General features: G+C 40.7%; 17 protein-coding genes. 9 read left to right on the top strand and 8 right to left on the bottom strand.

Going from position 1 to position 23,862, the window contains the following annotated elements:
* Positions 1–39 precede the first annotated feature (39 nt).
* Both CSC79_RS13745 and CSC79_RS13750 read left to right on the top strand, forming a co-directional pair.
* The gene (locus CSC79_RS13745; protein ID WP_099296336.1) at positions 40–444 is read left to right on the top strand and encodes an HIT domain-containing protein; all 405 of its coding nucleotides are present in this window, start codon (positions 40–42) and stop codon (positions 442–444) included.
* Positions 445–465: 21 nt separating this feature from the next.
* On the top strand, positions 466–1,023 hold the full coding sequence (locus CSC79_RS13750; RefSeq protein ID WP_099296337.1) for a sulfur transferase domain-containing protein: 558 nt from the start codon (positions 466–468) through the stop codon (positions 1,021–1,023).
* A gap of 44 nt (positions 1,024–1,067) precedes the next feature.
* On the opposite strand, the gene CSC79_RS13755 is transcribed toward CSC79_RS13750, so the two are convergent.
* Entirely contained in the window at positions 1,068–2,759 is a 1,692-nt protein-coding gene (locus tag CSC79_RS13755) for a Zn-dependent hydrolase (RefSeq protein ID WP_099296338.1), read from the bottom strand.
* Positions 2,760–3,034: 275 nt separating this feature from the next.
* On the opposite strand from CSC79_RS13755, the gene CSC79_RS13760 reads away from it, so the two are divergent.
* Complete coding sequence (locus CSC79_RS13760) at positions 3,035–3,874, top strand: HDOD domain-containing protein (protein ID WP_099296339.1); 840 nt, start codon at positions 3,035–3,037, stop codon at positions 3,872–3,874.
* A 98-nt stretch (positions 3,875–3,972) separates the two neighbouring features.
* Here the strand turns inward: CSC79_RS13760 and rdgC are convergent, their stop codons facing one another.
* Both rdgC and CSC79_RS13770 read right to left on the bottom strand, forming a co-directional pair.
* Entirely contained in the window at positions 3,973–4,884 is a 912-nt protein-coding gene (gene rdgC / locus CSC79_RS13765) for a recombination-associated protein RdgC (protein ID WP_099296340.1), read from the bottom strand.
* Positions 4,885–5,005: 121 nt separating this feature from the next.
* Positions 5,006–6,769, bottom strand: a complete 1,764-nt coding sequence (locus tag CSC79_RS13770; protein ID WP_099296341.1) for a HAMP domain-containing sensor histidine kinase — start codon at positions 6,767–6,769, stop codon at positions 5,006–5,008.
* A 252-nt stretch (positions 6,770–7,021) separates the two neighbouring features.
* On the opposite strand from CSC79_RS13770, the gene CSC79_RS13775 reads away from it, so the two are divergent.
* The 6 genes from CSC79_RS13775 (at position 7,022) to CSC79_RS13810 (ending at position 17,218) form a co-directional block, all read left to right on the top strand.
* On the top strand, positions 7,022–7,387 hold the full coding sequence (locus tag CSC79_RS13775) for a response regulator (protein WP_099296365.1): 366 nt from the start codon (positions 7,022–7,024) through the stop codon (positions 7,385–7,387).
* 229 nt (positions 7,388–7,616) lie between these two features.
* Positions 7,617–10,034: a bifunctional aspartate kinase/homoserine dehydrogenase I gene (gene thrA, locus CSC79_RS13780; protein WP_099296342.1), complete on the top strand. Its 2,418-nt coding sequence runs from the start codon at positions 7,617–7,619 to the stop codon at positions 10,032–10,034.
* Positions 10,035–10,043: 9 nt separating this feature from the next.
* Positions 10,044–10,970, top strand: a complete 927-nt coding sequence (gene thrB / locus CSC79_RS13785; protein WP_099296343.1) for a homoserine kinase — start codon at positions 10,044–10,046, stop codon at positions 10,968–10,970.
* 18 nt (positions 10,971–10,988) lie between these two features.
* The gene (gene thrC / locus CSC79_RS13790; protein WP_099296344.1) at positions 10,989–12,272 is read left to right on the top strand and encodes a threonine synthase; all 1,284 of its coding nucleotides are present in this window, start codon (positions 10,989–10,991) and stop codon (positions 12,270–12,272) included.
* Between the two features lie 1,011 nt (positions 12,273–13,283).
* On the top strand, positions 13,284–16,031 hold the full coding sequence (gene acnA / locus CSC79_RS13800; RefSeq protein WP_099296346.1) for an aconitate hydratase AcnA: 2,748 nt from the start codon (positions 13,284–13,286) through the stop codon (positions 16,029–16,031).
* A 365-nt stretch (positions 16,032–16,396) separates the two neighbouring features.
* Positions 16,397–17,218: an ABC transporter substrate-binding protein gene (locus CSC79_RS13810; protein WP_099296348.1), complete on the top strand. Its 822-nt coding sequence runs from the start codon at positions 16,397–16,399 to the stop codon at positions 17,216–17,218.
* A gap of 59 nt (positions 17,219–17,277) precedes the next feature.
* Here the strand turns inward: CSC79_RS13810 and CSC79_RS13815 are convergent, their stop codons facing one another.
* The 5 genes from CSC79_RS13815 to CSC79_RS13835 form a co-directional block, all read right to left on the bottom strand.
* Positions 17,278–17,805, bottom strand: a complete 528-nt coding sequence (locus tag CSC79_RS13815) for a DUF4124 domain-containing protein (RefSeq protein ID WP_099296349.1) — start codon at positions 17,803–17,805, stop codon at positions 17,278–17,280.
* Between the two features lie 38 nt (positions 17,806–17,843).
* On the bottom strand, positions 17,844–18,578 hold the full coding sequence (locus CSC79_RS13820; protein ID WP_099296350.1) for a transporter substrate-binding domain-containing protein: 735 nt from the start codon (positions 18,576–18,578) through the stop codon (positions 17,844–17,846).
* Positions 18,579–18,679: 101 nt separating this feature from the next.
* Positions 18,680–19,420 carry a phosphoadenylyl-sulfate reductase gene (locus CSC79_RS13825; protein ID WP_099296351.1) on the bottom strand — a complete coding sequence of 247 codons (741 nt, stop codon included), beginning with the start codon at positions 19,418–19,420 and terminating at the stop codon, positions 18,680–18,682.
* A 43-nt stretch (positions 19,421–19,463) separates the two neighbouring features.
* Positions 19,464–21,161, bottom strand: a complete 1,698-nt coding sequence (gene cysI, locus CSC79_RS13830; protein WP_099296352.1) for an assimilatory sulfite reductase (NADPH) hemoprotein subunit — start codon at positions 21,159–21,161, stop codon at positions 19,464–19,466.
* Positions 21,162–21,226: 65 nt separating this feature from the next.
* Positions 21,227–23,038: an assimilatory sulfite reductase (NADPH) flavoprotein subunit gene (locus CSC79_RS13835; protein WP_099296353.1), complete on the bottom strand. Its 1,812-nt coding sequence runs from the start codon at positions 23,036–23,038 to the stop codon at positions 21,227–21,229.
* Between the last annotated feature and the right edge of the window lie 824 nt (positions 23,039–23,862).

The following is a 23,862-nucleotide window of genomic DNA, read 5'->3' on the forward strand; positions in this document are numbered from 1 at the left end:
AGTTTAGATGCTCCATTGAGATAAATAAAAGGAATAAAAATGACAGTTGAATTTGCTTTAGCACCAGAGCTGGCTCGTGATTGTATTGACGTGGCTGACTGGCCTCTTTGCAAAGTGTTATTAATGAATGATAGCCAGTACCCCTGGTTTATCTTAGTGCCTCGTAAAGCAGGCCTAAAAGAGAGCATTGATTTAAGTGAAACAGAGCAAATTGTTTTAATGCAAGAGTCGGCTAAGCTAAGTCGATTACTACAAGATGTTTTCTCCCCAGATAAGCTCAATGTCGCAGCGCTGGGTAACATGGTGCCACAGCTACATATTCATCATATTGCCCGCTATAAATCGGATGTTGCGTGGCCAGCACCAGTGTGGGGTAAATATCCTGCTAAACCATATTCCGATGAACAAATAGCTAAGCTAAAAGCCGTTTTCAATCATTCTTAACGACGTACCTTTGAGAGTAGTATGAAGCTTATAAAGCAATGTTGCACAAGCTTACTGTTATTATCATTATCTAATGCCACTTTTGCTGTATCTAATGAGCAAGCAAGTGTTGGCTTGTCAGTGCAAGCTAATTTTCACGCAATTGATAATGTTGGAGTCGCTAATTTAATGCCTCATGCAGGGCATGTGTATTCAGCAGGCCAACCAAGTATTGATCAGTTTGAGGCATTAGCGCATGAAGGTATTAAGCATGTAATTAACCTGCGTGGACAAAGCGAACAAGACTGGGATGAAAAAGCACTGGTTAACAGCTTAAATATGGATTATGTCGCGCTACCTATTACTGGTGCCAAAGATATAAATGTGAAGAATGCACGTTTATTAACGCAGTTTCTGGCACAGAGAAAAGGTGAGGCTGTGTTAGTTCATTGTGCTAGTAGTAATCGAGTCGGTGCGTTGATGGCTATTGCAGCTTATGAACGCAGCCAAGATATAGAGGCTTCCATTGCTGAGGGAAAAAGTTGGGGCTTAAAAAGCCTGGAGCCATTAGTACGTAATGTTATAAGTAATCTAGACTGAGTATGTGTGTTACAGCCAGAGGCCGTAACACACTAGGTTTAATGCTAAAGCCCTAGTACATCTTTACCTTGTTTAAAGGTTACATCAACAGGAATATTTGCTTGGCTTAGTTTTTCTAAGTCTTTAGCAAGCTCGGCTTTAATATCACCATGTGTGGCAATAAGTTGATCTACTTTTTGATAATCACCATCCCCTTGTAACGTCAAAATAAGGTTCGATAATTTAGCCATTGCCTGACCCATTTTTTCCATATTTACACGGTAAAGACCTTGCTCGTTTTTAGAGAACGCGCCTTCTTGTGCAAAAAAGTTAAAACGGATCATGTTTGCTTTGCCATGTGCACTTGAGGCACCAAAACGTACTGAACGGAAAATACCCGCCATAAACGTGGTGTAGTAATCTTCCAATGTGCCTTGCGTTATTTCGCCTTTCTTAAGTAATTGTTCAACCATGTAAAGACCAAGGATATCTGCTTTTCCTTCTTCAAGCGCGCTAGCGTGTTCTTGTAAAGACTGGCGAACGGTTCCTTTACCTGTGATTGTATTTTTAATACCTAAACCGTGAGCCACTTCGTGGAACATCGTATTAGCAAAAAACGCATCAAAAGTAATGTGTTTACGTTGCTCTGGAACAATTAGTTGCTCAGCGATAGGTACTAAAATTTTATTAAACTTAGCGCGCATGGCATTTTTAAGCTGTAGACGACGTGTACCCTTTTCAAGCTGAACTTGCTCATCATTTGGTAGGTTGATAGCAATAGTTTTACTACCCGCATTTGAGTGACCTGCATAGTAAACAACATCGTATGCGTTTAGATCTGCATCTGATCCTGGTACTTCTTGTTTATACTTGATATCAACAGGCAAGCCTTTTTGTAACTCAGGTAAGAAAGCTGCAAACTTGGCTAAACGTTCACTCCATGCTAAGTCTTTTACTAATACGTATGATTCGAATGCCGCACGTGAACCAAATAATTGATCTTCATATGTTTCTATAGGCCCAATAACCACATCAATAGGGTTATTTTTCATGTCCATCCAAGCAAAGTCAGATGCTTGATATTCATCACTGAGTAGCGCCTCGGCACGAAGGTTTAAGTAGTTTGCGAATTCTTTATCATCAGCAAGTTTACTTGCTTCTCGCAGCAGGGCTGCTGCTTTTTCTAGTGCTTGTGCATACTCAATGGAGTAATCAACTGTATAAAGCTGACCTGCTTCATCACGCTTTACAATTGAATACAGACCGTTTTTATCTTCAACGTCTGCATTATTAAGTTCTTCTTTTGTTATATCTGCAGGATAAAATTGTGCGCCTGGTGCTTTATCTTCATAACCTGATAGAAATACTTGATCACCATTTAAGCGGTCCCAAGGGCCGTAGTTTATAGCGGCAAACTTTTGCACTTCAGGGTCGTTTATTTTTGCTAAAAAGCTGGCTTTGTCTTCACCAAATGCTTGACGCCAAAATAGGTCATCCATGATTTTTGATGCATCGATTAATGTTGCGATCATGGCTTTTTGATTGTCACTTAAATGCGAAAGATCTGTGGTTAAGCTAAAGTCAGTATAAATAGCTAAGCGATCTTTATCGGCATTAATAAGCTGCTGTGAGATCGGTTTTTGAGTTTCATTTTTAGCTGATGTGTCTGAAATTTGGGTTGTAGCTTGCTCTGAGCATGCACTAAGAAAAGCGGCACCGCATAAAACGAGTGCTTTGCTAATTTGGTTAAGAGTCATTTTATTGCCTGTTATAAGAGAAGTTGATAGCCAGTTACTTTGGGTTACTAGCCTTGCTTGAATAATGCATTAAAGCAAACCTTAAGCGCAAATAGCAAGTTTACTGCAATTTTATAGATAGACAGGAGAAAGTGGGCTTACTTATAAAATAAAGCGAGATAATTTTAGTAATTTCCTTAACTTTAGCGAGAACTTAGACAATACTGTGGGTATAACAAATAAAAGTTCCATAGCATGGCTTTTTCAGCAGGCTAATAACAAAGGATGACACATTTATGTCAACAGAAAACGCACTATTAACCATTTTGGTTGACCGAATTAATAACGACACTCTCGTGTTACCTACATTGCCAGAAATTGCGATTCGCGTTCGCCAAGCAGCAGATGACCCAGATGTAAATTTAACACAGATGGCTGATGTTATATCTCATGACCCTGCACTTGCTGCGCGCATGATCAAAGTGGCAAACAGTGCATTTATGGGGCGCTCAGTTAAAGTATCCAATTTAAACCAAGCTGTAACTCGTATCGGCTTAAGGCAAATTAAAAATATTGCAACCGCCATGGCGATGGAGCAACTCTTTGTGTCTCATAACGAGTTAATCAAAGGCTATATGGATAAAGCGTGGCAAAAAACGCTTAAGGTGGCGTGCCACTCTATCACTCTTATGGAGTTCTTTTTAAAAGAAAACAAGCAAACCTCACTAAATCGAGACACAATTACTCTAGCAGCGCTTGTTTATAATATTGGTGTATTACCTATTTTAACAGAGGCCGAACGTCATCCAGAAGTGTTTGCAAACCCAAGCTTTTTAGCTCATGCGATTCAAAAACTGAGTGGAAAAGTAGGGGGCGCTATTATGCGTGCTTGGGAGTTTACTGATGAATTTGTTGAAGTAGCTGAGAGTTGGGCAAATCCAAATTATCGCCCAGAACATATTTGTTACGTTGATTTCATTCGTATCGGTGCGATTATGGAAGGAATTCTTCAAGTTTCTGATAAGTCAGCTGCTTTACAGATGTATATTGATAAAGGCACTATCTCTTCTTTAGAGGTGTTTACAACCGATGAATACAATGAAATGTTAGATGATGTGAAATCTGTTTTTAGCTAATAAAGTAATAGTAATATACCCAAACCACCTCAAAATGCAGAATTCAGCGTTTCACTGGCTTGGGTATAAGCGCCATTACGGCGCTTATTATTTTAAAGTTAAGCTAGATCGTCAGCATCACCCAAACCGGATGTTAGCTCTTCTAACATTTGCTTTATTTCTTCAGAAGCTAAAATAAAATCAGCATCAAGCTTAATCAGCATATCTTCTTTAGGAATATCAGCATTCTCTTCTTTTAGTGTTTCCGAGTAACTTAAGCGTTTGATTGAACCATCATTTTGTAGCATAAACTTCAGGCGTTCTTGCCAATCAAGGGCGAGCTTAGTTACTCGCTTACCACTTTCAAGGTGAGATTTAACTTCATCACAAGCAAGATCATGGCCTTTAAGTTTTACTTGCGCGCCACTGTCGTCCGCTTCTTCAAGTTCTGCATCAGAACCAATGGCAAAACCTTCTGGCGTACTAAAGTTGGTTAACCAGTCGGTTAGAAATACGTCTAAATCATAGTTTGCAAATGCAGGTACCACAGGTAATGTGCCAAGTGATTTACGTAAAAGTGCTAATAGTTCTTCAGCTTTATTAAAGCTACCACTGTTAACCACGACCCAACCATTTTCTTGGTCAATAAAAGCAAATTGTAAGCTCGATTTTTTAAACGCTTGAGGTAATAAAGTGTGAAGAATATTTTCTTTTAGCTCGTCTTTTTCTTTTTTCTTAACAGGGCGATTTTCTTCAGCTTCGATTTGCTCTATTTTTTCAGCAACCATTTCATTTACAACGGCAGCGGGTAAAACTTTTTCTTCGCGTTTTGCGCAAACTAAGATGCTTTTTTGAGAAAAATGAGAAAGAGATTCACCGTGTTTACCAAAGGCTTTGGTCCAGCCAAACGTGCTTAAGTCTTGGCTGCCGCAAGGGCGAAATACATCTTGCTCTAGGGCGTTATCAAAGTCTTCTTGAGTGTATGAAACATCTTGTTTAAAGCGGTAACAAATAAGGTTACTAAACCACATAGGGGATTTGATCCATTTGGTAAATTTGCTCAATCATAGCAATAAAAACCGGATGCTGAAATGGCTGATTTAGTTAATGCTCAGCAATTAAGCCAAGCATTAACCTAAACTTAAAATGCCTTTAATTATTGAAGATTGAAAGTGGCTTTGGCATGTCCTTAGGGAAGCTAATGTGGTAATGGAGGCCATTACCTGGTGAACTTGATACGTCGATATCACCACTAAGCGTTTGCTTAACTAAGTTAAATGTAATGTGTGTACCTAAACCACTTCCGCCTTGGTCGCGTTTAGTTGTAAAAAATGGGTCAAACAGCTTTTCTAGTTGTTGTTCGCTCACACCATTACCGTTGTCTTTAAAATCAATAACAACGTAATTATCATCATCCTTGATAATGATATCAATGATGCCATTTTCTAATCCATCAAAACCGTGAATCAATGAATTCATGATTAAATTAGTAAAAATCTGGCTTATAGCCCCTGCGGGTAAGTTCAGTGTTAGCTCTTCAGGGCAGTCTAAATTTATGTGGTGGCTAGTATTTTTAATTTTAGGGTGCAACGAGCGAATTACTTCTCCCAAATACTCTTTAAAATTAATAGTCCGCACAGCTTCACTTGCTTGGTCGACAGCTATTTGCTTAAAGCTGGCAACAAGCTCTGACGCTCTATCAAGGTTGCTGGTTAATAAGCTAGTGCTTTGTTTAGCGTCGTTAATAAACTCTTCCAATGCTTTTGGTGACAATGTTTTATCTTTGTAGGCGGCTTCAATTTGAACAAGTCGCTCTTGTAAAAACGATGTAGCTGTAACACCTATCCCTACAGGTGTATTGATGTCGTGAGTAATACCAGCGACTAAGCCACCCAATGCAGCCATCTTTTCCGAACTAACTAAACGTTCCTGAGCAATATTTAACTCATCAACATAGCGTTGTAGCTGAGTTTGCTTAGTAAGGAGTTCTTGCTCTGTATGGCGGCGTAGATCAACTTCTTCAGTCAATGTTAGCTTTTGTTTTTCTAGTTCATACTTTTGCTGTTGTAAGTCCATCATTGCTTGGCTCAAATTAGAGGTCTTTCGTGCCACTTCTTGCTCTAATTGTAGATTTTGTTGGTCAAGCTTTTCATTGCTGATAATAAGTTCTTTTTGAGTGTGCTCAAGCTCTTTACGGTATTGCACTACTTTGTCTATTAATGTATTGAAAGACTGCTCCATAACTTTTAATTCGTTATGTTCAGTTGTTTCAATATTGATGTGTTGTCCTTCAATATCGTTCAGTTCTAAATCTTCTATTTGCTCAGTTAATTGAGCAAGAGGATCAGTCAATAGCTTTCTAAAGGCCATTAAAAATAGGATGATTAAAAATGTGGTTTTGATCATCGCATTACCTATTAAAAAGTAAATTGAGATCATAATTCGACTAAAGACAACTTCTCTACTTGAGAAAAGGGTCACGTCACCTACTTGGGTGGCGCGTCCTGAAAATTCAAAAATTAAAGGGAAAGTGTAGCCAAATAAACCTGAAGGAGTATCTTCAATAATCGCCTCTTCTTGAACAAGTTGCTGACTGTATAGTTCTCGTATATCTAATGAGCGGCCTAGTTGTGATATTATTTCACCGCTGTCATCGCGTACAATAATGCCCTCAATCATTGGGATCGCAAGCAGTCCTTCAGCAGTTGTGATGGTTTGCTTTGTGTTTAACTCCCAAATTGCGCGAGTTAAACTACGGCTAAAAGTTTTTTGTAACGTAGTTAGCTCGTTGCGAATGTAATCTTTAGTATTGATATATTCAGCAATTACTTGGCCGCAAGTGACGACAAATGTAAGTAAAAAGTAGACAGATAATACGCTGGTCAATAGCTTTTTTGAGAGACTTTTTTGTAGCATGGATTGTCCATAGCTCCTTGGTGGCAATTGAATTACGTTTTGCTTTTACTAAAGTTAGCTAATAAACGTATAAAAATAAATAAAAGAATTGTTTATTAAGCAACAAAGTAAGGAAATTTTCTTTTTTTAGCAAAAACTTAAGCTTATCTCATTTTATTATTTGTGATATAAAATCTATTATCATTTGTCAAAACGTAATGAGTGTATGATCCACTTATTAACTTTTTTATTCTTAATCTAGTAGTTAAAGGTATGAATTTTTCTGTATTAGTCTGTGACGACTCAACTGTAGCACGTAAGCAAGTAGTGCGCTGTTTAAATGAATGTATTGATGCAGATATCAAGCAGGCTAAAAACGGTAAAGAAGCACTTGAATTAATGAAGACCCAGAGCTTTGACCTACTGTGTCTTGATTTAACGATGCCTGAAGTCGATGGCGTGCAGGTATTAGAAGCGATAAGAGCACAAAAAATTGAGTGCTTTGTTTTGGTTATCTCAGCGGATATCCAAGAAAAAATGAAGCTGCGCGTCACTCAATTAGGGGCTATCGACTTTATTCACAAGCCAATAGATAAACCAAGGTTGAAAGAAGTCTTGCATAAATTTGGCATTCGATAGTTCTTTATATAACCAAAAGACATAATTTATCTTTTCAAGTGGGTTGACAGAATAGCCACCTTTGAGGCAGTCTAAAGGCTATGAAAACAAATAATCACGCACTGACCATTATTATTACAACCACCATTCTTACTGGATAGTGGCATAGGTCGGTGCAACAAATTTAAAGGCCTGTGTTCACTAAGAACACAGGCCTTTTTTCGTTTTATGGGATGAGGAAACATAAAAAATGCGAGTATTAAAATTTGGTGGGTCATCACTTGCCGACTTTGCGTGTTTACAACAGGTAGCTCAGTTAGTCAAAGCGCAACTAAAAGATGAAATGTTATTGGTATTGTCAGCGCCAGGCGGTATGACTGACTCTCTTGTTGCGCTGGCTAGCAGCGCAGAACAAGGGCTAGATTTCAGCGACCAATGGCAAACTTTAACGCAGCGTTGTGAAAGTTTAAAAAGTGCGGTAGAAGCCGATTTTGGTCAAGTCGAGAACTGGCCAGATCTTGATGAATTAAGCAATAAACTGGCAGGCGTAAAACTGATTAAGTGTTGCCCTGATCAAGTACGTGCGTATGTTATTAGTTTTGGTGAACGCGTTAGTGTGTCATTAATGCAATGTTTATTGAGCTCACACAATGCACGTTATTTAGAAGCCACAGCCTGTATCGCTTCAACGGGTGGCCATATTGATGCTGAAGCTGATTTAGCTGCCAGTAAGGTTCGTTTTCAAGCAGCATTAAAAGAAAGCCCTGCTAACATTTACATTATGCCTGGTTTTACGGCAAGTAATGAACAAGGTGAGTTAACAACACTTGGCCGTAACGGCTCTGATTATTCAGCTGCGATTGCAGCAGCGTGTTTAGAAGCCGACGTGTGCCAAATTTGGACTGATGTAGATGGCGTTTATAATGCCGATCCTCGCTATATTAAAAAGGCGACTAAGGTCGATTTTTTATCTTATAAAGAAGCGATGGAACTGTCTTATTTTGGTGCTAAGGTGCTTCACCCGAAAACAATTTTACCGTGCGCTAAAGCGGGCGTGCCATGTGAAATTAAAAATACCCATAACCCAGAGGCACAAGGCTCATTAATTGGTAATGATTACGCATCAGATGAACCTGTAAAAGCGCTGTCTAGCTTACAAGATCTTGCCATGTTAACGGTTTCGGGCCCAGGCATGAAAGGTAAAGTAGGTATGGCATCAAAGGTATTTAATGCCCTTGCCCATGATAACGTGTCTATTGTGTTAATTACGCAATCGTCGTGTGAATTTAGTATCAGTTTTTGTGTTCATGAATCAGATTTAGCCCTTGCACTTGAAGCTTTACAAACGGCCTTTGAGCTTGAATCGCAAGCGGGTCTGATTGAGCCTGTACAAGTGCAGCGTAATTTAGCGATTGTTACCCTAGTAGGTGACAACATGCGCGCGCACAAAGGCTTAGCTGCCAAGTTTTTTGCCTCTTTAGCACAAGCACAAGTAAACATTGTTGCAATTGCACAAGACTCGACTGAAAGTGCTATCTCAGCGGTTATTGACGGTGAACTGTGTAACGATGCCGTTAAAGTGTGCCACGAAAACTTCTTTACTCATATCCCATCAATCGATGTGTTTTTACTGGGCTGTGGCTTAGTCGGTCAAGAGCTAATTCAGCAACTTGAGCGCCAACAAGCCTGGCTTGAAAAACGTAATATTAAACTTAACTTGTATGGCGTAGCCAACTCTCGTCAACTTCATTTAGACAGTGAAGGGGTGCAATTTGGTGATTGGCAGCAAAAGCTCGCAACATCAGAGCAAGCGTTTGATTTAAAACTGGTTGAGCAATTTGTAAAGCAAAATCATTTAATCAACCCGGTGCTGGTTGATTGTACTTCTTCGGATGCATTAGCTGCACAATACGTCGACTTTTTAAATGCTGGTTTTCATGTCGTTGCGGCCAATAAAAAAGCCACAACTAGCTCGTATACATATTACCAAGATTTAATTAGTGCAACGCAAAAAAATAACCGCAAGTTTTTATACGAAACCAACGTAGGCGCTGGCCTTCCGGTTATTGATAACTTGCAGTCGCTATTTGGTGCTGGTGATGAGTTACTTGAATTTAGCGGTATTTTATCAGGTTCGTTGTCGTATATGTTTGGCGCGCTAGAGGATGGCTTGTCACTATCAGAGGCCACAGTTAAAGCAAAGGAAAGTGGCTTTACTGAGCCAGATCCGCGGGATGACTTATCAGGTACTGATGTTGCGCGTAAGCTTCTAATCATTGCTCGCGAGGCAGGGTTAAAACTAGAGCTTAGTGATATCGAAGTTGAACCTGTGCTACCACAAGGGTTTGCACAAGATGACAGTGTTGATGACTTTATGGCCAAGCTGCCTAGCTTAGATGCCGCATTCAATGACCGCATCCACAGTGCAGCAAGTGAAGGCAAAGTGCTACGTTATGTTGGTACTATCAAACAAGGTCACTGCAAAGTCGGTATTGAGGCTGTTGATTCAAGTCATGCACTGAGTGTTATTCGTGATGGAGAAAACGCATTAGCAATTTTGAGTGAGTACTACCAACCGCGCCCATTTGTTATTCGTGGATATGGGGCGGGCTCTGCGGTGACCGCCGCGGGTGTATTCGCTGACATCTTAAAAACATTGTCTCGTTAGGAGAGGGCTATGATTGAAGTATATGCTCCGGCTTCTATCGGTAATTTTGCGGTAGGGTTTGATGCCTTAGGTGCCGCGCTTGCACCAATTGATGGCACTTTATTGGGTGATGTAGTGGCTGTTAGTTCAGCATCGGCTGATGAGTTTATTTGCTCTGGCGACTATGCCCATAAACTGCCAAGTGACGCCAGTGAAAATTTAGCATATCAATGTTTGGTGCATTTTCGCGAGCATGTTGCACCTAACATGCCAACGGTCAAGCTTGAACTGAAAAAGAACTTACCAATAGGCTCAGGGTTAGGATCAAGTGCTTGCTCAGTGGTTGCCACATTTGCAGCGCTTGATAAGTTTGCTGATACAAAGCTTAGTCAAGTTGCACTTATTGAGTTAATGGCTGATTTTGAGGCTATTGTTAGCGGGGGCCGTCACTATGACAACATTACCCCATGTTACTTAGGTGGGTTGCAGCTAACTGGCGATTTAATCCCAGACAAATCACTGGCGTTACCAGTGGATGATAGCTGGTATTACGTGGCGGCTTTTCCGGGTTTTTCACTCAATACAGCCAAGGCACGCTCTGTATTACCTACGCAGTTAAGCATGCATGCGAGTGTAGAGTTTGCCCAGCGTTTATCGGCGTTTAGCACGCTACTGCTTACGAACCGTTTTGATGATGCTTTATCAATTATGAGTGATGAAATAGCAGAGCCACACCGTGCACCGCTCATCTCTGGGTTTAGCGAAGCGAAAGCAGCGCTACCTGAACTAGGCGCTGAAATTGTGAGTATTTCAGGAGCAGGACCTACGTTATTTACTGTGTGTAAAACGCTTGAAGCGGCAAAGCAGTGCGAGCAATGGTTACAAAGCAATTATTTAAACGAACAAGGCTTTTGCCATATCTGTAAGCTTGATAGCGCCGGCGCGCGTCAGCTATAAGAATTTAAGGAATTAATAATGCAATTACATAATTTAAAAGACGACACGCAAAAAGTGTCGTTTGTTGAAGCCGTTAAAACAGGTCTTGGCCGTAATCAAGGGGTGTTTTTTCCTGAGTCGTTAGCGCCCATGGCAGATATTGATGCCTTGCTTGATATGGATTTTGTCAGCCGTAGCTCGGCTATTTTATCACACCTGATTGGCGATGAGCTCCGGGCAGATACCGTGGCAAAAATGGTGCAAAATGCCTTTAACTTCCCGGTTAAATTAGTCCAAGTAGAAGAAAATATATATTGCCTAGAGCTGTTTCATGGTCCAACTCTTGCGTTTAAAGACTTTGGCGGGCGTTTTATGGCGGAGTGCTTAGCGCAGTTCAGCCAAGGTGAAAAAACGACTATTTTAACGGCGACCTCAGGAGATACTGGCGCCGCTGTGGCACATGCTTTTTACAATAAGCCCAATATCGACGTAGTCATTTTATACCCTAAAGGCAAAATATCACTGGCTCAGCAAAAGTTATTTACGACTCTTGGCGACAACATTCATTGCTATGCGGTAGAGGGCAGTTTTGATGATTGCCAAAGCATGGTAAAAAATGCCTTTTTAGATGATGAAGTAAAAACACGCCTAGGCTTGAACTCCGCTAACTCGATCAATATTAGCCGTTTAGTGGCACAAGTATGCTATTACTTTGAAGCCATTGCACAGCTACCAAAAGAAAAACGTGCAACTGCACATGTTTCAGTGCCAAGTGGTAACTTTGGTAATGTGTGCGCCGCGATGATAGGTGCCGTAATTGGCTTACCTGTTGCTAAACTAAGCGCCACAACCAATCAAAATGATACTGTGCCGCGTTTTATTGCAGATAAAAACTGGGCACCAAATGCAACAATCGAGTCACTATCAAACGCAATGGATGTGAGTAAGCCTAATAACTGGCCTCGCGTGCAAACCATGTTAGATAATAACTGGTTTAGTTATGATAATTTTTACTCAACCAGTGTGGATGAAAACGACACCCAAGCTGTTATGAAAAAAATCCAACAAACAGGGTATGTTGCTGAGCCACACACCGCGATTGCCTACCAAGGCCTAAAAGCTGATTTAGCCCCAGGCAGTGCAGGTATATTCTTAGCAACTGCACACCCTGCTAAATTTAAAGAAAGTGTTGAAGAGATTTTAGCTATTGAACTTGATATGCCAAAGCCGCTTGCAGATGCCCTTGCTAAGCCGTGTTTAGCACAAGAGATTAAAGATGATTATGAAGAGTTACGAAACATTATCTTAGAAAAGCTAGGTTAGACCTAAAGTGCAACAGCAGCGAGATGAGCAATGCTGTTGCACTCTCAGCTAGAGCCATAAATAAGATTTTATTACTAGTGAAGCAGTTAATCACACCATAGAACGTGAGCGCCTGTTTAATACTCTTAGCAATATGATTAGCATCGCAATTAAACACAGTATTAAACCTGCAATTGTTACTATTTGATAAGGAGCCCATCTAATCAAAAGTAGTGCACACGTTAACAAAAGAAAGGGTTTAAATTCATAGTAGTAATAGTGCTTCTTTACTTTTTTGCGATTAACTTTGTGATCAATTCGTCGAGCGTTAGAGCGTAAGCGCCAAATGTTAGCGCCATTTAAAAACACTATGATACCAATCGCGGTTGGGATAATAGAGCTTGCAATAAGTAAGCAGCTTGCACCAAAGGTGAAGTAAAAATAGGGAATCGATTCGTAAATAGGTTTTGCGAGCATAGCGGTTAAAGTATCATCCTTGATCACATTTCATTAAATTGTAGTTTAAATAGAAACATATGCAATGTGATTGTTACCCAAACACCTCAAAATGCAGAATTCAGCGTTTCACAGGGGCTTAATATCAAGGCGTTACTTTGCAAGAAGGCCATCCCTTTTAAGAAGGAACAACGATGAGAGTAAGTCCCTGTGAAGCGCCCAATGGGTTGGTTTAAAAGCGATTTATACTGCGTTATTGAATTTACCAATAGAACCACCATCACTCGCAATCAATGCCTTATCTAAATCGCTTTTAATTCCAACGATGCTCGCATCTTGAGGTGGTGGCTTGGATATAACCCCCTTGAAAAATAAAAGCCTACCACCACACTTAGCACATGCGATGTATAAAAATGCAACAATCTAATTTTGGTATACACTTTGCAATATATATTTTGCAATATATATTTTGCAATAAATTGGCTAGTAAAAGTTTAGCTATTAAACGCTAAAGTTATATTTAAGGATATTCACAATACCAACGCATTCAGCACCGGTAACACAAAGGGGCATATAATGAGCAATAGTTTTGACACCCAAAAACAACTCACAATTAACGGCGAGCAATTTCACATTCATTCATTACAGGGGCTCGGTGATAAAGCCAAACGACTACCTTTTTCACTCAAAGTACTACTTGAAAATTTGTTACGTAATGAAGATGGCATCAACATAAAAAAACAAGACATTGAAGCCTTATTAGATTGGGATCCACAAGCTAAACCAAGCGCAGAAGTTGCTTTCACACCTGCGCGCGTTGTTATGCAAGACTTTACAGGCGTGCCTGCCATTGTTGATTTAGCAGCCATGCGTGATGCCATGGAAAAGCTCGGTGGCGACCCTGCCAAAATAAACCCACTATCTCCTGCAGAACTTGTTATTGATCATTCTGTGCAAGTTGATGGTTATGGCGATGACGGCGCGTTTGATTTAAATGCCAAACTTGAGTATGAACGCAATAAAGAGCGCTATGAGTTTTTACGTTGGGGTCAAACTGCTTTCGATAACCTAAAAGTGGTGCCACCCGCAACCGGTATTGTTCACCAAGTTAATCTAGAATATCTCGCCCGTGTGGTATTTAATGAAGAGCGCAATGGCCAAAAGTTTGCTTACCCCGACACACTCGTTGGGACTGACTCTCATACAACCATGATCAACGGTTTGGGTGTACTTGGTTGGGGCGTAGGGGGCATAGAAGCTGAAGCCGCAATGTTAGGGCAACCTATCAGCTTACTTATTCCACAAGTAGTGGGCATGAAACTCAATGGCCGTCTTCCTGAGGGAACGACCGCTACAGATTTAGTGCTGACTGTAACAGAGATGCTTAGAAAGCATGGCGTGGTTGGCAAATTTGTTGAATTTTATGGCGATGGCCTCGCCGACCTACCATTAGCCGATCGCGCAACGATCGCTAACATGGCTCCTGAATATGGTGCTACCTGCGGTATTTTCCCGATTGATGATGAAACAATTAACTATTTACGCCTAACTAACCGCGATGAAACACAATTAAAACTAATCGAAGATTACGCCAAGCACCAGAGTTTATGGCGTAATGCCGGCGATGAAGCTCATTATACCGACAAGCTCGAATTAAAACTTGATGACATAGTGCCCAGCTTAGCAGGTCCTAAACGTCCACAAGATAGAATTCCCCTAGATCAAGCTGGTGATGTTATTACTCAGCATTTAAGAGGCTTTCAAGATGATCGTATCGCAAACCGCGATAAAAGCGACGAAGAGCAATCTCGTATTGAAAGTGAAGGCCCTACGACCAATCCAGATGAACCAGTAGATGAAGCTCAATTTATGGGCGCAGCTAAAGTGAAATTTAAAGGCCAAGAGTTTGAGCTCAACGATGGCGCATGTGTTATTGCCGCGATCACCAGCTGTACTAACACATCAAACCCAAGCGTAATTTTAGCCGCAGGTTTGGTTGCCAAAAAAGCCCGTCAACTCGGTATAGATGTTAAACCTTGGGTTAAAACCTCTTTAGCTCCTGGATCACAAGTTGTCACTGATTACCTAAAAAATGCTGAGTTAATGGATGATTTAGAGGCCCTTGGTTTCAACCTTGTGGGTTACGGCTGTACTACCTGTATTGGTAACTCTGGACCACTTGCTGATGAAATATCTGATGCAATTCAAAAACACAAGTTAGTTGTAAGCTCTATCCTATCGGGTAACCGTAATTTCGAAGGGCGTATTCATCAAGATGTAAAAATGAACTTCCTCGCATCACCACCTCTGGTTGTGGCATACGCAATTGCTGGACGAACGGATATTGATGTATACAACGAGCCATTAGCAAAAGATGCAAATGGTAATGACATTTACCTGAAAAACATTTGGCCCAGCGTAAATGAAGTCAATGAACTGGTACAAAAAACAGTGACTAAAGAGATGTTCGCCTCTAGCTATGGCAATGTATATAAAGGTGATGAGCGTTGGCAACAAATCAAAATACCTGATGGTAAACTGTATGACTGGAATGATGCATCTACATACATTAAGAAAGCCCCTTTCTTCGAGGGCATGGAAGTTGAGCCCCCAGGCATCCCAACTATTAGTGGAGCACGTTGCTTAGCAAAACTAGGTGACTCTGTCACAACCGATCACATATCGCCAGCAGGTGCAATTAAAGCCAGTGCTCCGGCGGGTGAATACCTGCAACAACATGGTGTTGAAAAAGGCCAGTTTAACTCTTATGGCTCACGTCGTGGTAATCATGAAGTGATGATGCGCGGCACCTTTGCCAACGTAAGATTAAAAAACCTGCTTGCCCCAGGCACTGAAGGAGGTGTCACACGGACTCAGCCTGAAGACGAGTTAGCAAGTATTTATGATGCTGCGATGAGTTATCAACAGCAAGGCACGCCATTAGTTGTGCTTGCAGGTGCTGAATATGGCACAGGCTCATCACGAGACTGGGCTGCAAAAGGCTCCCTATTGTTAGGAGTTAAAGCTGTTATCGCGCAAAGCTATGAACGCATTCATCGCTCTAATTTAATTGGTATGGGCGTACTTCCATTGCAATTTAAAGAAGGTGAAAGCCATGAATCTTTAGGACTCACGGGCCAAGAAACATTTGATATTGAAGGCCTGTTTGATAAAACAAACGAAGTCAGCGTGATAGCCACTAACAGTGAGGGGAAACAAGTGAGCTTTAGTGCTGATGTGCGTATTGATACACCTAAGGAATGGGACTACTACAAACATGGAGGCATCCTTCAATACGTTTTAAGAAACATGCTTGAGCAATAATACTGCCTAGAGGCTGCGCTACTTACTACTGCGCAGCCTCAATAGTTGCTTATTTGATTCAGAACAAGTTGAACTAAGGATTTTTGGCTACACTGAAGGTATTAGTAATCAACAAAGCGTACTGATGCCTCCTCTAATAATCATCAAGATACTCAGATTAAGCATAATATTGGGCTTAAGTCTTATTATATTAGGTCACTATCTTTTGGTTTCTGACTATTTTGATGCTATTACTAGTATTAATAAGATTGTTATTAGTGCATCGTGTATTGCGTTCGGTGTTTTATTTTCATTGCCAACCAAGATTTGTTTAACATTGATCCTTATGAATTTAGAAGATAAGCACAATAAATCGGCCAGCATTCATGCTAATACGAAGAATACGTAGGTCTTTTTTACATCAACTCTTTTTATACAGCACAATGTTCTATGCTTTGTGTTCAGAGGCGCTTGCACAGCAAAAATTAACAATCGCATCAGGTAACTTTGCCCCTTACTTTCAAGAGGACGACGTTACTGGTGATGGTTATTTCGATCTAATCCTACTGAAAGTTCTTAACAAAGAAGGCTACAACAATATCAATTTAGTCTCGTTAAACAACGATGCTATTAAACGTTATTTTATAAATGGCGTCGCTGATGTTGCAATTAATTACACAGCAATGCCACCTTCGAATAGTTACACATCTAAATATAGAGTGAAGTTTTTAAATAGAGTAATCATGCACACCGACCAATGGTCGAACGATATAAAAAAATTACATGACTTAGATGGCTTTACTCTAGCTAGTTTTACTGGGGCATCAAACTTGTTTGGCAATGAGTTTAAAAAATTTACCCAGTCAGATTCAGTTAAATATTTTGAAACTGCCAATCAGCAAGCGCTCAATAAGCTACTGCATAAGAACAAAATTGATGTGAGAATTGGCGATTACTTAATGTTTTATAGGCATACCGCTTATATATCTGGCTTAAACCCAAATGATTACGTGTCGCTTGATTTATTGGATTACCAAGGGTCGTTTATTGTGTTTCACGATAAAAAATTAAGAGATCGGTTTGATCATAAGTTAGGTCAACTCATTCAATCCGGTGAAATAAATACAATCACCCAAGAGTGGCTCAAGTTCTATAACTTACCTTCAGCCATTGAGCATACTTTCTTTCCTAGCATTGCTGATCGTTAAAAGAGTATGAGTTAGAGTATAAACTTAGATAATTAGCACTATTAAACAAAAGTATATGTTCAGTTTGCTTTTTCAAGTTGCTCAGTCCGCTCTGCCAACTTTTTCTTTACTTGCTGCGCATCATCAAACAATTTTTTGATCACAACAGGGTTATACGCATTTGCGGGATTTTGCGTAACAACAAGCTGGCCTGACTTGGCGCTGCCTTTTAAAATAGAGGTGTCTTCGGCTTCAACCACAGTAATATCGTTGGGGTCTAAGAGCATTTTTTCACTTTTACCATTTGGATTGGGTTGATCTGAATAATGCCACTGGCCATGCTGATCTTGCCATTTATAAATCACGGTAGATGCTGAGAAATCATCATTGGTTTTTTGTATCAAGTCACGATGTGTATTTGCTACTAATTTTACCGCTTCATCCAAGGTATTATTTGATAGAGCTACCGCTTGTGATTTTAGCTTTGTTGATGTGTGTGAAATCTGTTCTACGCTCAACCAAGATTTTCCATCCGGGCGCTTCAGGTAAAATAAGGTGGTGATGCTGATAAGTAATAGCATGATTAATATGTAGGCAAAATACTTCATTTTCATTCCTTGAAGTGTGTATTTAAAAATAAATAAGCTTATTCATAGCTATTTATTATTCTAGCAAGCTCACCATTAGCTTTCAGCTTTTTTAAAAAATTATTAAATGAATCTGCACGTACTTTGCCTCGCGGCGTAAATGAAAACTGTAACTGAAGAGGCTCTTCTCCAACACTAAAGTGGCTAGTATTGAGAATATGAAACTTAGGGAATTTTTGGCGATACCAATTAAATACAGCGCGAGACATAATAGTAAAACGTGTATTTTTATGGTTATTATAGAGGCTATGCAAAATAGCGAGATCAGAATAAAAGTTCTCTCTACGAATCACCTGATCTGCTAGTAACTGCTCATATTCTGGAAAAACATACCCATAGTTAGCGAGCAACACACCTGCTATCGATTCATTTTGCGAATGAAAAGAGGCCGGATCCCCATTTTGACTGACAACAATAATATCCTCTATTGTAGCAATGCCATCGCTCCAATAGTACTGGCTACTATCAGGCTGCCATGCCTTTGATTCAAGTCGAGCATCAACCTTACTATCACGCACTAATTTAACCGACCGCATTTCAGATGCGAGCACTTTTTCAATAATGTAGCCAGTTTCAGCTGAGAATAGAGACAAAATTTTATTTAATATACCCTCATTATCACTGTTAGCGAAATGAAATGGAGGGTAATCATCTTCAGGCAACGCTAAACGAAAAGTATCAGCATGCACTTGGCTATAAAATAATAATAGTAAAACTAAAGAAACTTGTTTCATAAATGAGTACGCATTAAGTAGTACTCATTGAGTATACTTTAGCCATAAATGAAAAAACGCAGCTGAGCTGCGTTTAGGAATATTCAGATAACTATTTAGGATTAAATCCCGTCACCATCTATGTGCAGTCCGCATTCACGGTTTAAGCCAAAGAAGCGCGTTTCCTCTTCTGTCATACCCGGTTCTAATTTACGTGTGGTATGAACATCACCCATCGACACATAACCTTGCTCCCAAAGCGGGTGGTAAGGTAAGTCATGCTTGGTTAAATATTGATACACATCGCGATTAGTCCACTCAATGATTGGGTAAACTTTTACCGTACCGCGGCTAATCTCAACAATTTGCTTATCAGCACGGGTAGATGCTTGGTCGCGGCGTAGGCCACTAAACCAAGTACCAGCATCAATCTCTTTTAACGCGCGAGTCATGGGCTCTACTTTATTAAGCTGATTATATTGCTTAATGCCGGCTTCGCCTTGTTCCCACAACTTACCAAACTTAGCTTCTTGCCATGCAGGGCTAAGGGCTGATTTATACACTTTTAAATTAAGTGATAAACGCGCTGTCATTTGCTCAATAAACTGATACGTTTCAGGGAATAAGTAACCTGTATCTGTTAATACCACAGGGATGCCTGGGCGCTGTGTTGTCACTAAGTGCAGCATCACAGCAGCTTGAATACCAAAGCTTGATGATAAAAACTGCGTCTCAGGTAAATTTTCAAGCGCCCAAGCAACACGTTGTTCAGCGTTTAAGCCTTTTAGTAAGCCATTAGCATCTGCAAGCAACGCCGCTTGGCTTTCTTTATCGAGCTGTAATATGTTTTTAAATTCACTCATAGTAAATTCCAAACCTCAGCAAGCTCACTTGCTTGCTTTTAAATTAAGCGTGAAAATCAGTGACTGACACTTTAACTTCAGCAACAATGCCTTTACGAATAACAAAGTCACCAAAACATTCGCCGTCGTTACGCTCACTCGCCCATTGACCAATTAGTTTGTCAAAGGCCTCTAAGTAAACGTCTTCACCGACATTTTCTAAATACAATTTAGGTATACGTGTGCCTTCAAGGTTGCCCCCTAAGTACACGTTATATTTACCTGGGCCCTTACCGACTAATCCCGCTTCGGCTAACATTGCGCGACCACAGCCATTGGGACAACCCACCACTCGCATGATGATACTGTCATCAGGAATACCATGCTTAGCTAGCAGTGCTTCGGTCTTTTCAACTAAGCTTGGTAAGTAACGCTCAGCTTCTGCCATTGCAAGCGGGCAAGTGGGTAATGCCACACAGGCCATTGAATTTTTGCGTTGCTCAGTGTCTTTATCGTCAATTAAACCGTGGTTACGGGCAATTTCTTCAATCACAGCTTTTTGATCAGCTGGCACACCGGCAATAATTAAATTTTGGTTCGCCGTCATGCGCATATCACCTTGGTGAACCTCGGCAATTTTACGACAACCTGTTTTCAGTGGCTTATCTGGGTAATCGAGTATACGGCCACTTTGAATAAATAACGTTAAGTGGTGTTTGCCATCTATGCCTTCAACCCAACCAATACGATCCCCTCGGTGAGTGAATTCAAATGGGCGGCTAGGAGCAAAGGTAACACCGGCACGTTTTTCAACTTCCGCTTTAAATACATCTGAACCAACACGGTCTAAAGTGTATTTGGTCTTTGCATTTTTACGGTTTGAACGATTACCCCAATCACGTTGTACTGACACAACATGCTCAGCAATTTTTAACGTGTCCTCTAGAGTGATAAAACCAAAGTCGTCCGCTTTACGTGGATACGTAGCAGTATCGCCGTGAGTCATCGCAAGACCACCACCAACTAACACGTTAAAGCCAATTAGCTTGCCATCTTCTGCAATGGCGACAAAGTTTAAGTCATTTGCGTGAACGTCTACTTCATTATTAGGCGGAATAGTCACAGTTGTCTTAAACTTACGCGGTAAGTAATTAGACCCTAAAATTGGCTCTTCAGTGGTTTCTGCTTTTTCGCCATTTAACCAAATTTCTGCATACGCTTTGGTTTTTGGTAACAAATGCTCTGAGATTTTTGCCGCCCACTCGTATGCTTCTTGATGAAGCTCAGATTCAACAGGGTTAGTAGTACATAGTACGTTACGGTTCACATCACCTGCGGTTGCAATTGAGTCGATACCTACGCTGTTAAGCATTTGGTGCATGCCTTTAATATTTGGCTTTAATACACCATGAAACTGAAATGTTTGACGCGTTGTTAAACGGATACTGCCGTAGCTGGTTTTCTCATCGGCAAATTTATCAATCGCAAGCCACTGCTCTGGCTTGATAATACCGCCCGGCATACGTGCACGCAGCATTACATTGTGTAGTGGCTCAAGCTTTTGCTTAGCACGCTCACCACGAATATCGCGGTCATCTTGTTGATACATACCGTGGAAACGAATTAACTGAAAGTTATCCGCGGTAAAACCACCGGTGATCTCGTCTTTTAAATCTTGCTCTATAGTGCCACGTAAAAAGTTACTTTCTCTTTTCAAACGCTCGTTATCAGAAAGCTTTACGTTTTTATCTTGTTCGCTCATGTTTAATCCTAAATTTGTTACAGTGACGGCTGTTAGCGTTGCTTTATAAAGTAAGCACTGTGTACTTAGTACACATCTTTCTGATAGCGATTTGCGCTACGTAAGTCTTTTAAATACTGGTCAGACTCTTCAAAGCTCTTGCCGGTATTTTCGCTGATAATATCAACCAAAGCATTGTGTACGTCTTTCGCCATACGGTTTGCATCACCACAAATGTAGATGTGTGCGCCCGCTTCTAACCATGCAAAAACGTCTTTACTGTTTTGGCGAAGCTTATCTTGTACATAGACTTTGTCAGCTTGGTCACGGCTAAATGCCACATCAACTTTGCTCAATAGGCCTGATTTTAAATAACCTTGAATCTCTACTTGATACAAAAAATCTTGAGTAAAGTGAGGATTACCAAAGAACAACCAGTTTTTACCCGATGCTTCACGCGAATCACGCTCTTGTAAAAATGCGCGGAACGGCGCGATACCCGTACCTGGGCCGACCATGATCACTGGTGTGTCGTCATTGCTAGGTAAACGGAAGTTGTCGTTATGCTCACTAAATACTTTTACTTTGCAGCCTTCTTCAGCACGGCGGGCCAAATAACCTGAACAGCCACCTAAATGCTCACTTCCAAAAGCATCAAACTCAACAAGACCAATCGTTAGATGTACTTCGTCTTCAACCTCAGCTTGGCTTGAAGCGATTGAATATAAACGCGCTTGCAGCTTACGCAGGCAATCTACGAGGGTTTGTGGTTCAATTTTTGCTGGATTTTGGCGTATCACATCAAATATTTGACGAGGCTCAATGTATTCACGCATTGCCGCTTTATCTTCCACCAGCTTTAATAGCTCAGGTGTACCAGTCGCCACTGCGTATTTTTCAACAAAGCCTGGGTAGGATTGAGTCAGCTCTAATTTTTCAATTAATGCATCGCGAATGCTTAGCTCTTCATCGCCAAGTTGAACCTTACTGGCTGCATCAATTTGCGTCAGTTCAAGTACTTCGTCGACCAATGCTTCATCATTTAAGAAATACACACCCAGTGAGTCACCAGGAGTATACGTAATATCTGACCCTTCAAGAGAGATTTCAACGTGGCGTACATCTTTAGTTGAATCTCGACCGGTAATTTTTTGTACCAAGCTTAATTCTGCCGCAAAAGGGTTTTGCTTAGTGTATTGGCTAGCAGCCGCTGCTGGTGCGCCAAATGGCATAGAGACTACTTGGCCGCCTGCATCTTGCTGTGCTTTTAAGTCAGGCTCAAAGGCATCTAATGCGCCAGTGATCCAGGTAGCTGCTTCATCATCGTAATCAACATCTAAATCAGCACGCTGATAAATAGTCTCTGCACCAAGCTTAGTCAAGCGCTCTTCAAAATCTTTGGCTGTCTGGCAGAAAAACTCATAGCTCGAGTCACCTAAACCAATGACTGCGATTTTAACGCCATCGAGTTTAGGCGCTTTCTTGGTGGTTAGAAATTCGTGTAGTGTCTCTGCATCTTCTGGTGGCTCACCTTCACCATAGGTAGATACAACAACGGTTAAGAACTTTTCTTTTTTCAACGCCGTTGGTTTGTAATCAGCCATGCTAACCAGTTTTACAGCTAAACCACGTGACTCTGCTTGTTCTTTCAGCTTAGTTGCTACACCTTTTGAGTTACCGGTTTGCGAACCATATAAAATAGTTAATGCCGCTGCTTCACCTGCACTCGGTGCTGCGCCCACAGCTCCACCAAGGGCTGCAGTATTTGCATTCGCAGCAAGGTAACCACTCACCCAAGCTTGCTGAATTGGATTAAGCTCAGCCACTAAACCTTGTAGCTTTTGTACTTGCTCTTGCGATAGCGGGCTTGCCGCTGCATTGAGTTGACCTAACAACATGAATTCGTCCCCGTAACCCTAAAAGTTAACTGCAAAATGACTACTTTTATAAGTAAATCAGTTTGCCTAAAATTTGTTTCAACTTTAAAGCGTAAACGCCCGCCTCAAAGGTTTCTTTGAGCATGAAGAATAACGGGGTATTGGCGAATAAAAAAAGAATAGAATCTGCTTTGTTATTCCATTTAGTTATGGAATTAGATTATTTCCTTCAAAAACAGATTAAAGAGATGTTTTGAGTTTTCGCGTCACACTTGCTCATCAGCTTAACTATTAAAACACCTAGCTAATTAATTCATTGAACTTAAGCCATAAACACATGCTTTAGCCGTGCCGATTTAGTATGGCGTGTAATTTTGATAGTGGCAGAAGCCAGAATTTATGAAGAGAGAGCGCCTCACGCAGTGACGGCAACCTTCGGGTTATGAGTCACCTAATCTTTGCACTTACTGAATTTCAGGCATAAAAAAAACGCTTTGGGCGTGTCTGTTTAATATTCTAAATTGTAATTTCAGTTAGTTGCGGGAGCCAGAGTTTATGGTGAGCGAATCGACGACCTTTGCTGGCTAATGGAGAGCTGAGACCAATGAGCTATCCATTACACTGAATTTCAGACATAAAAAAACACGCTTTAGGCGTGTCGATTTAATAGAACTTGTTATTTCAGTGGTTGCGGGAGCCGGATTTGGATAGATGACCTTTGCTGGCTAATGGAGAGTTGAGACCGACGAGCTATTTACTTCACTGAATTTCAGGCATAAAAAAACACGCTTTAGCGTGTAGATTTAATAAAACATGTTATTTCAGTGGTTGCGGGAGCCGGATTT

This window comes from Pseudoalteromonas sp. 3D05, assembly GCF_002723455.1.
Lineage (GTDB): Bacteria > Pseudomonadota > Gammaproteobacteria > Enterobacterales > Alteromonadaceae > Pseudoalteromonas.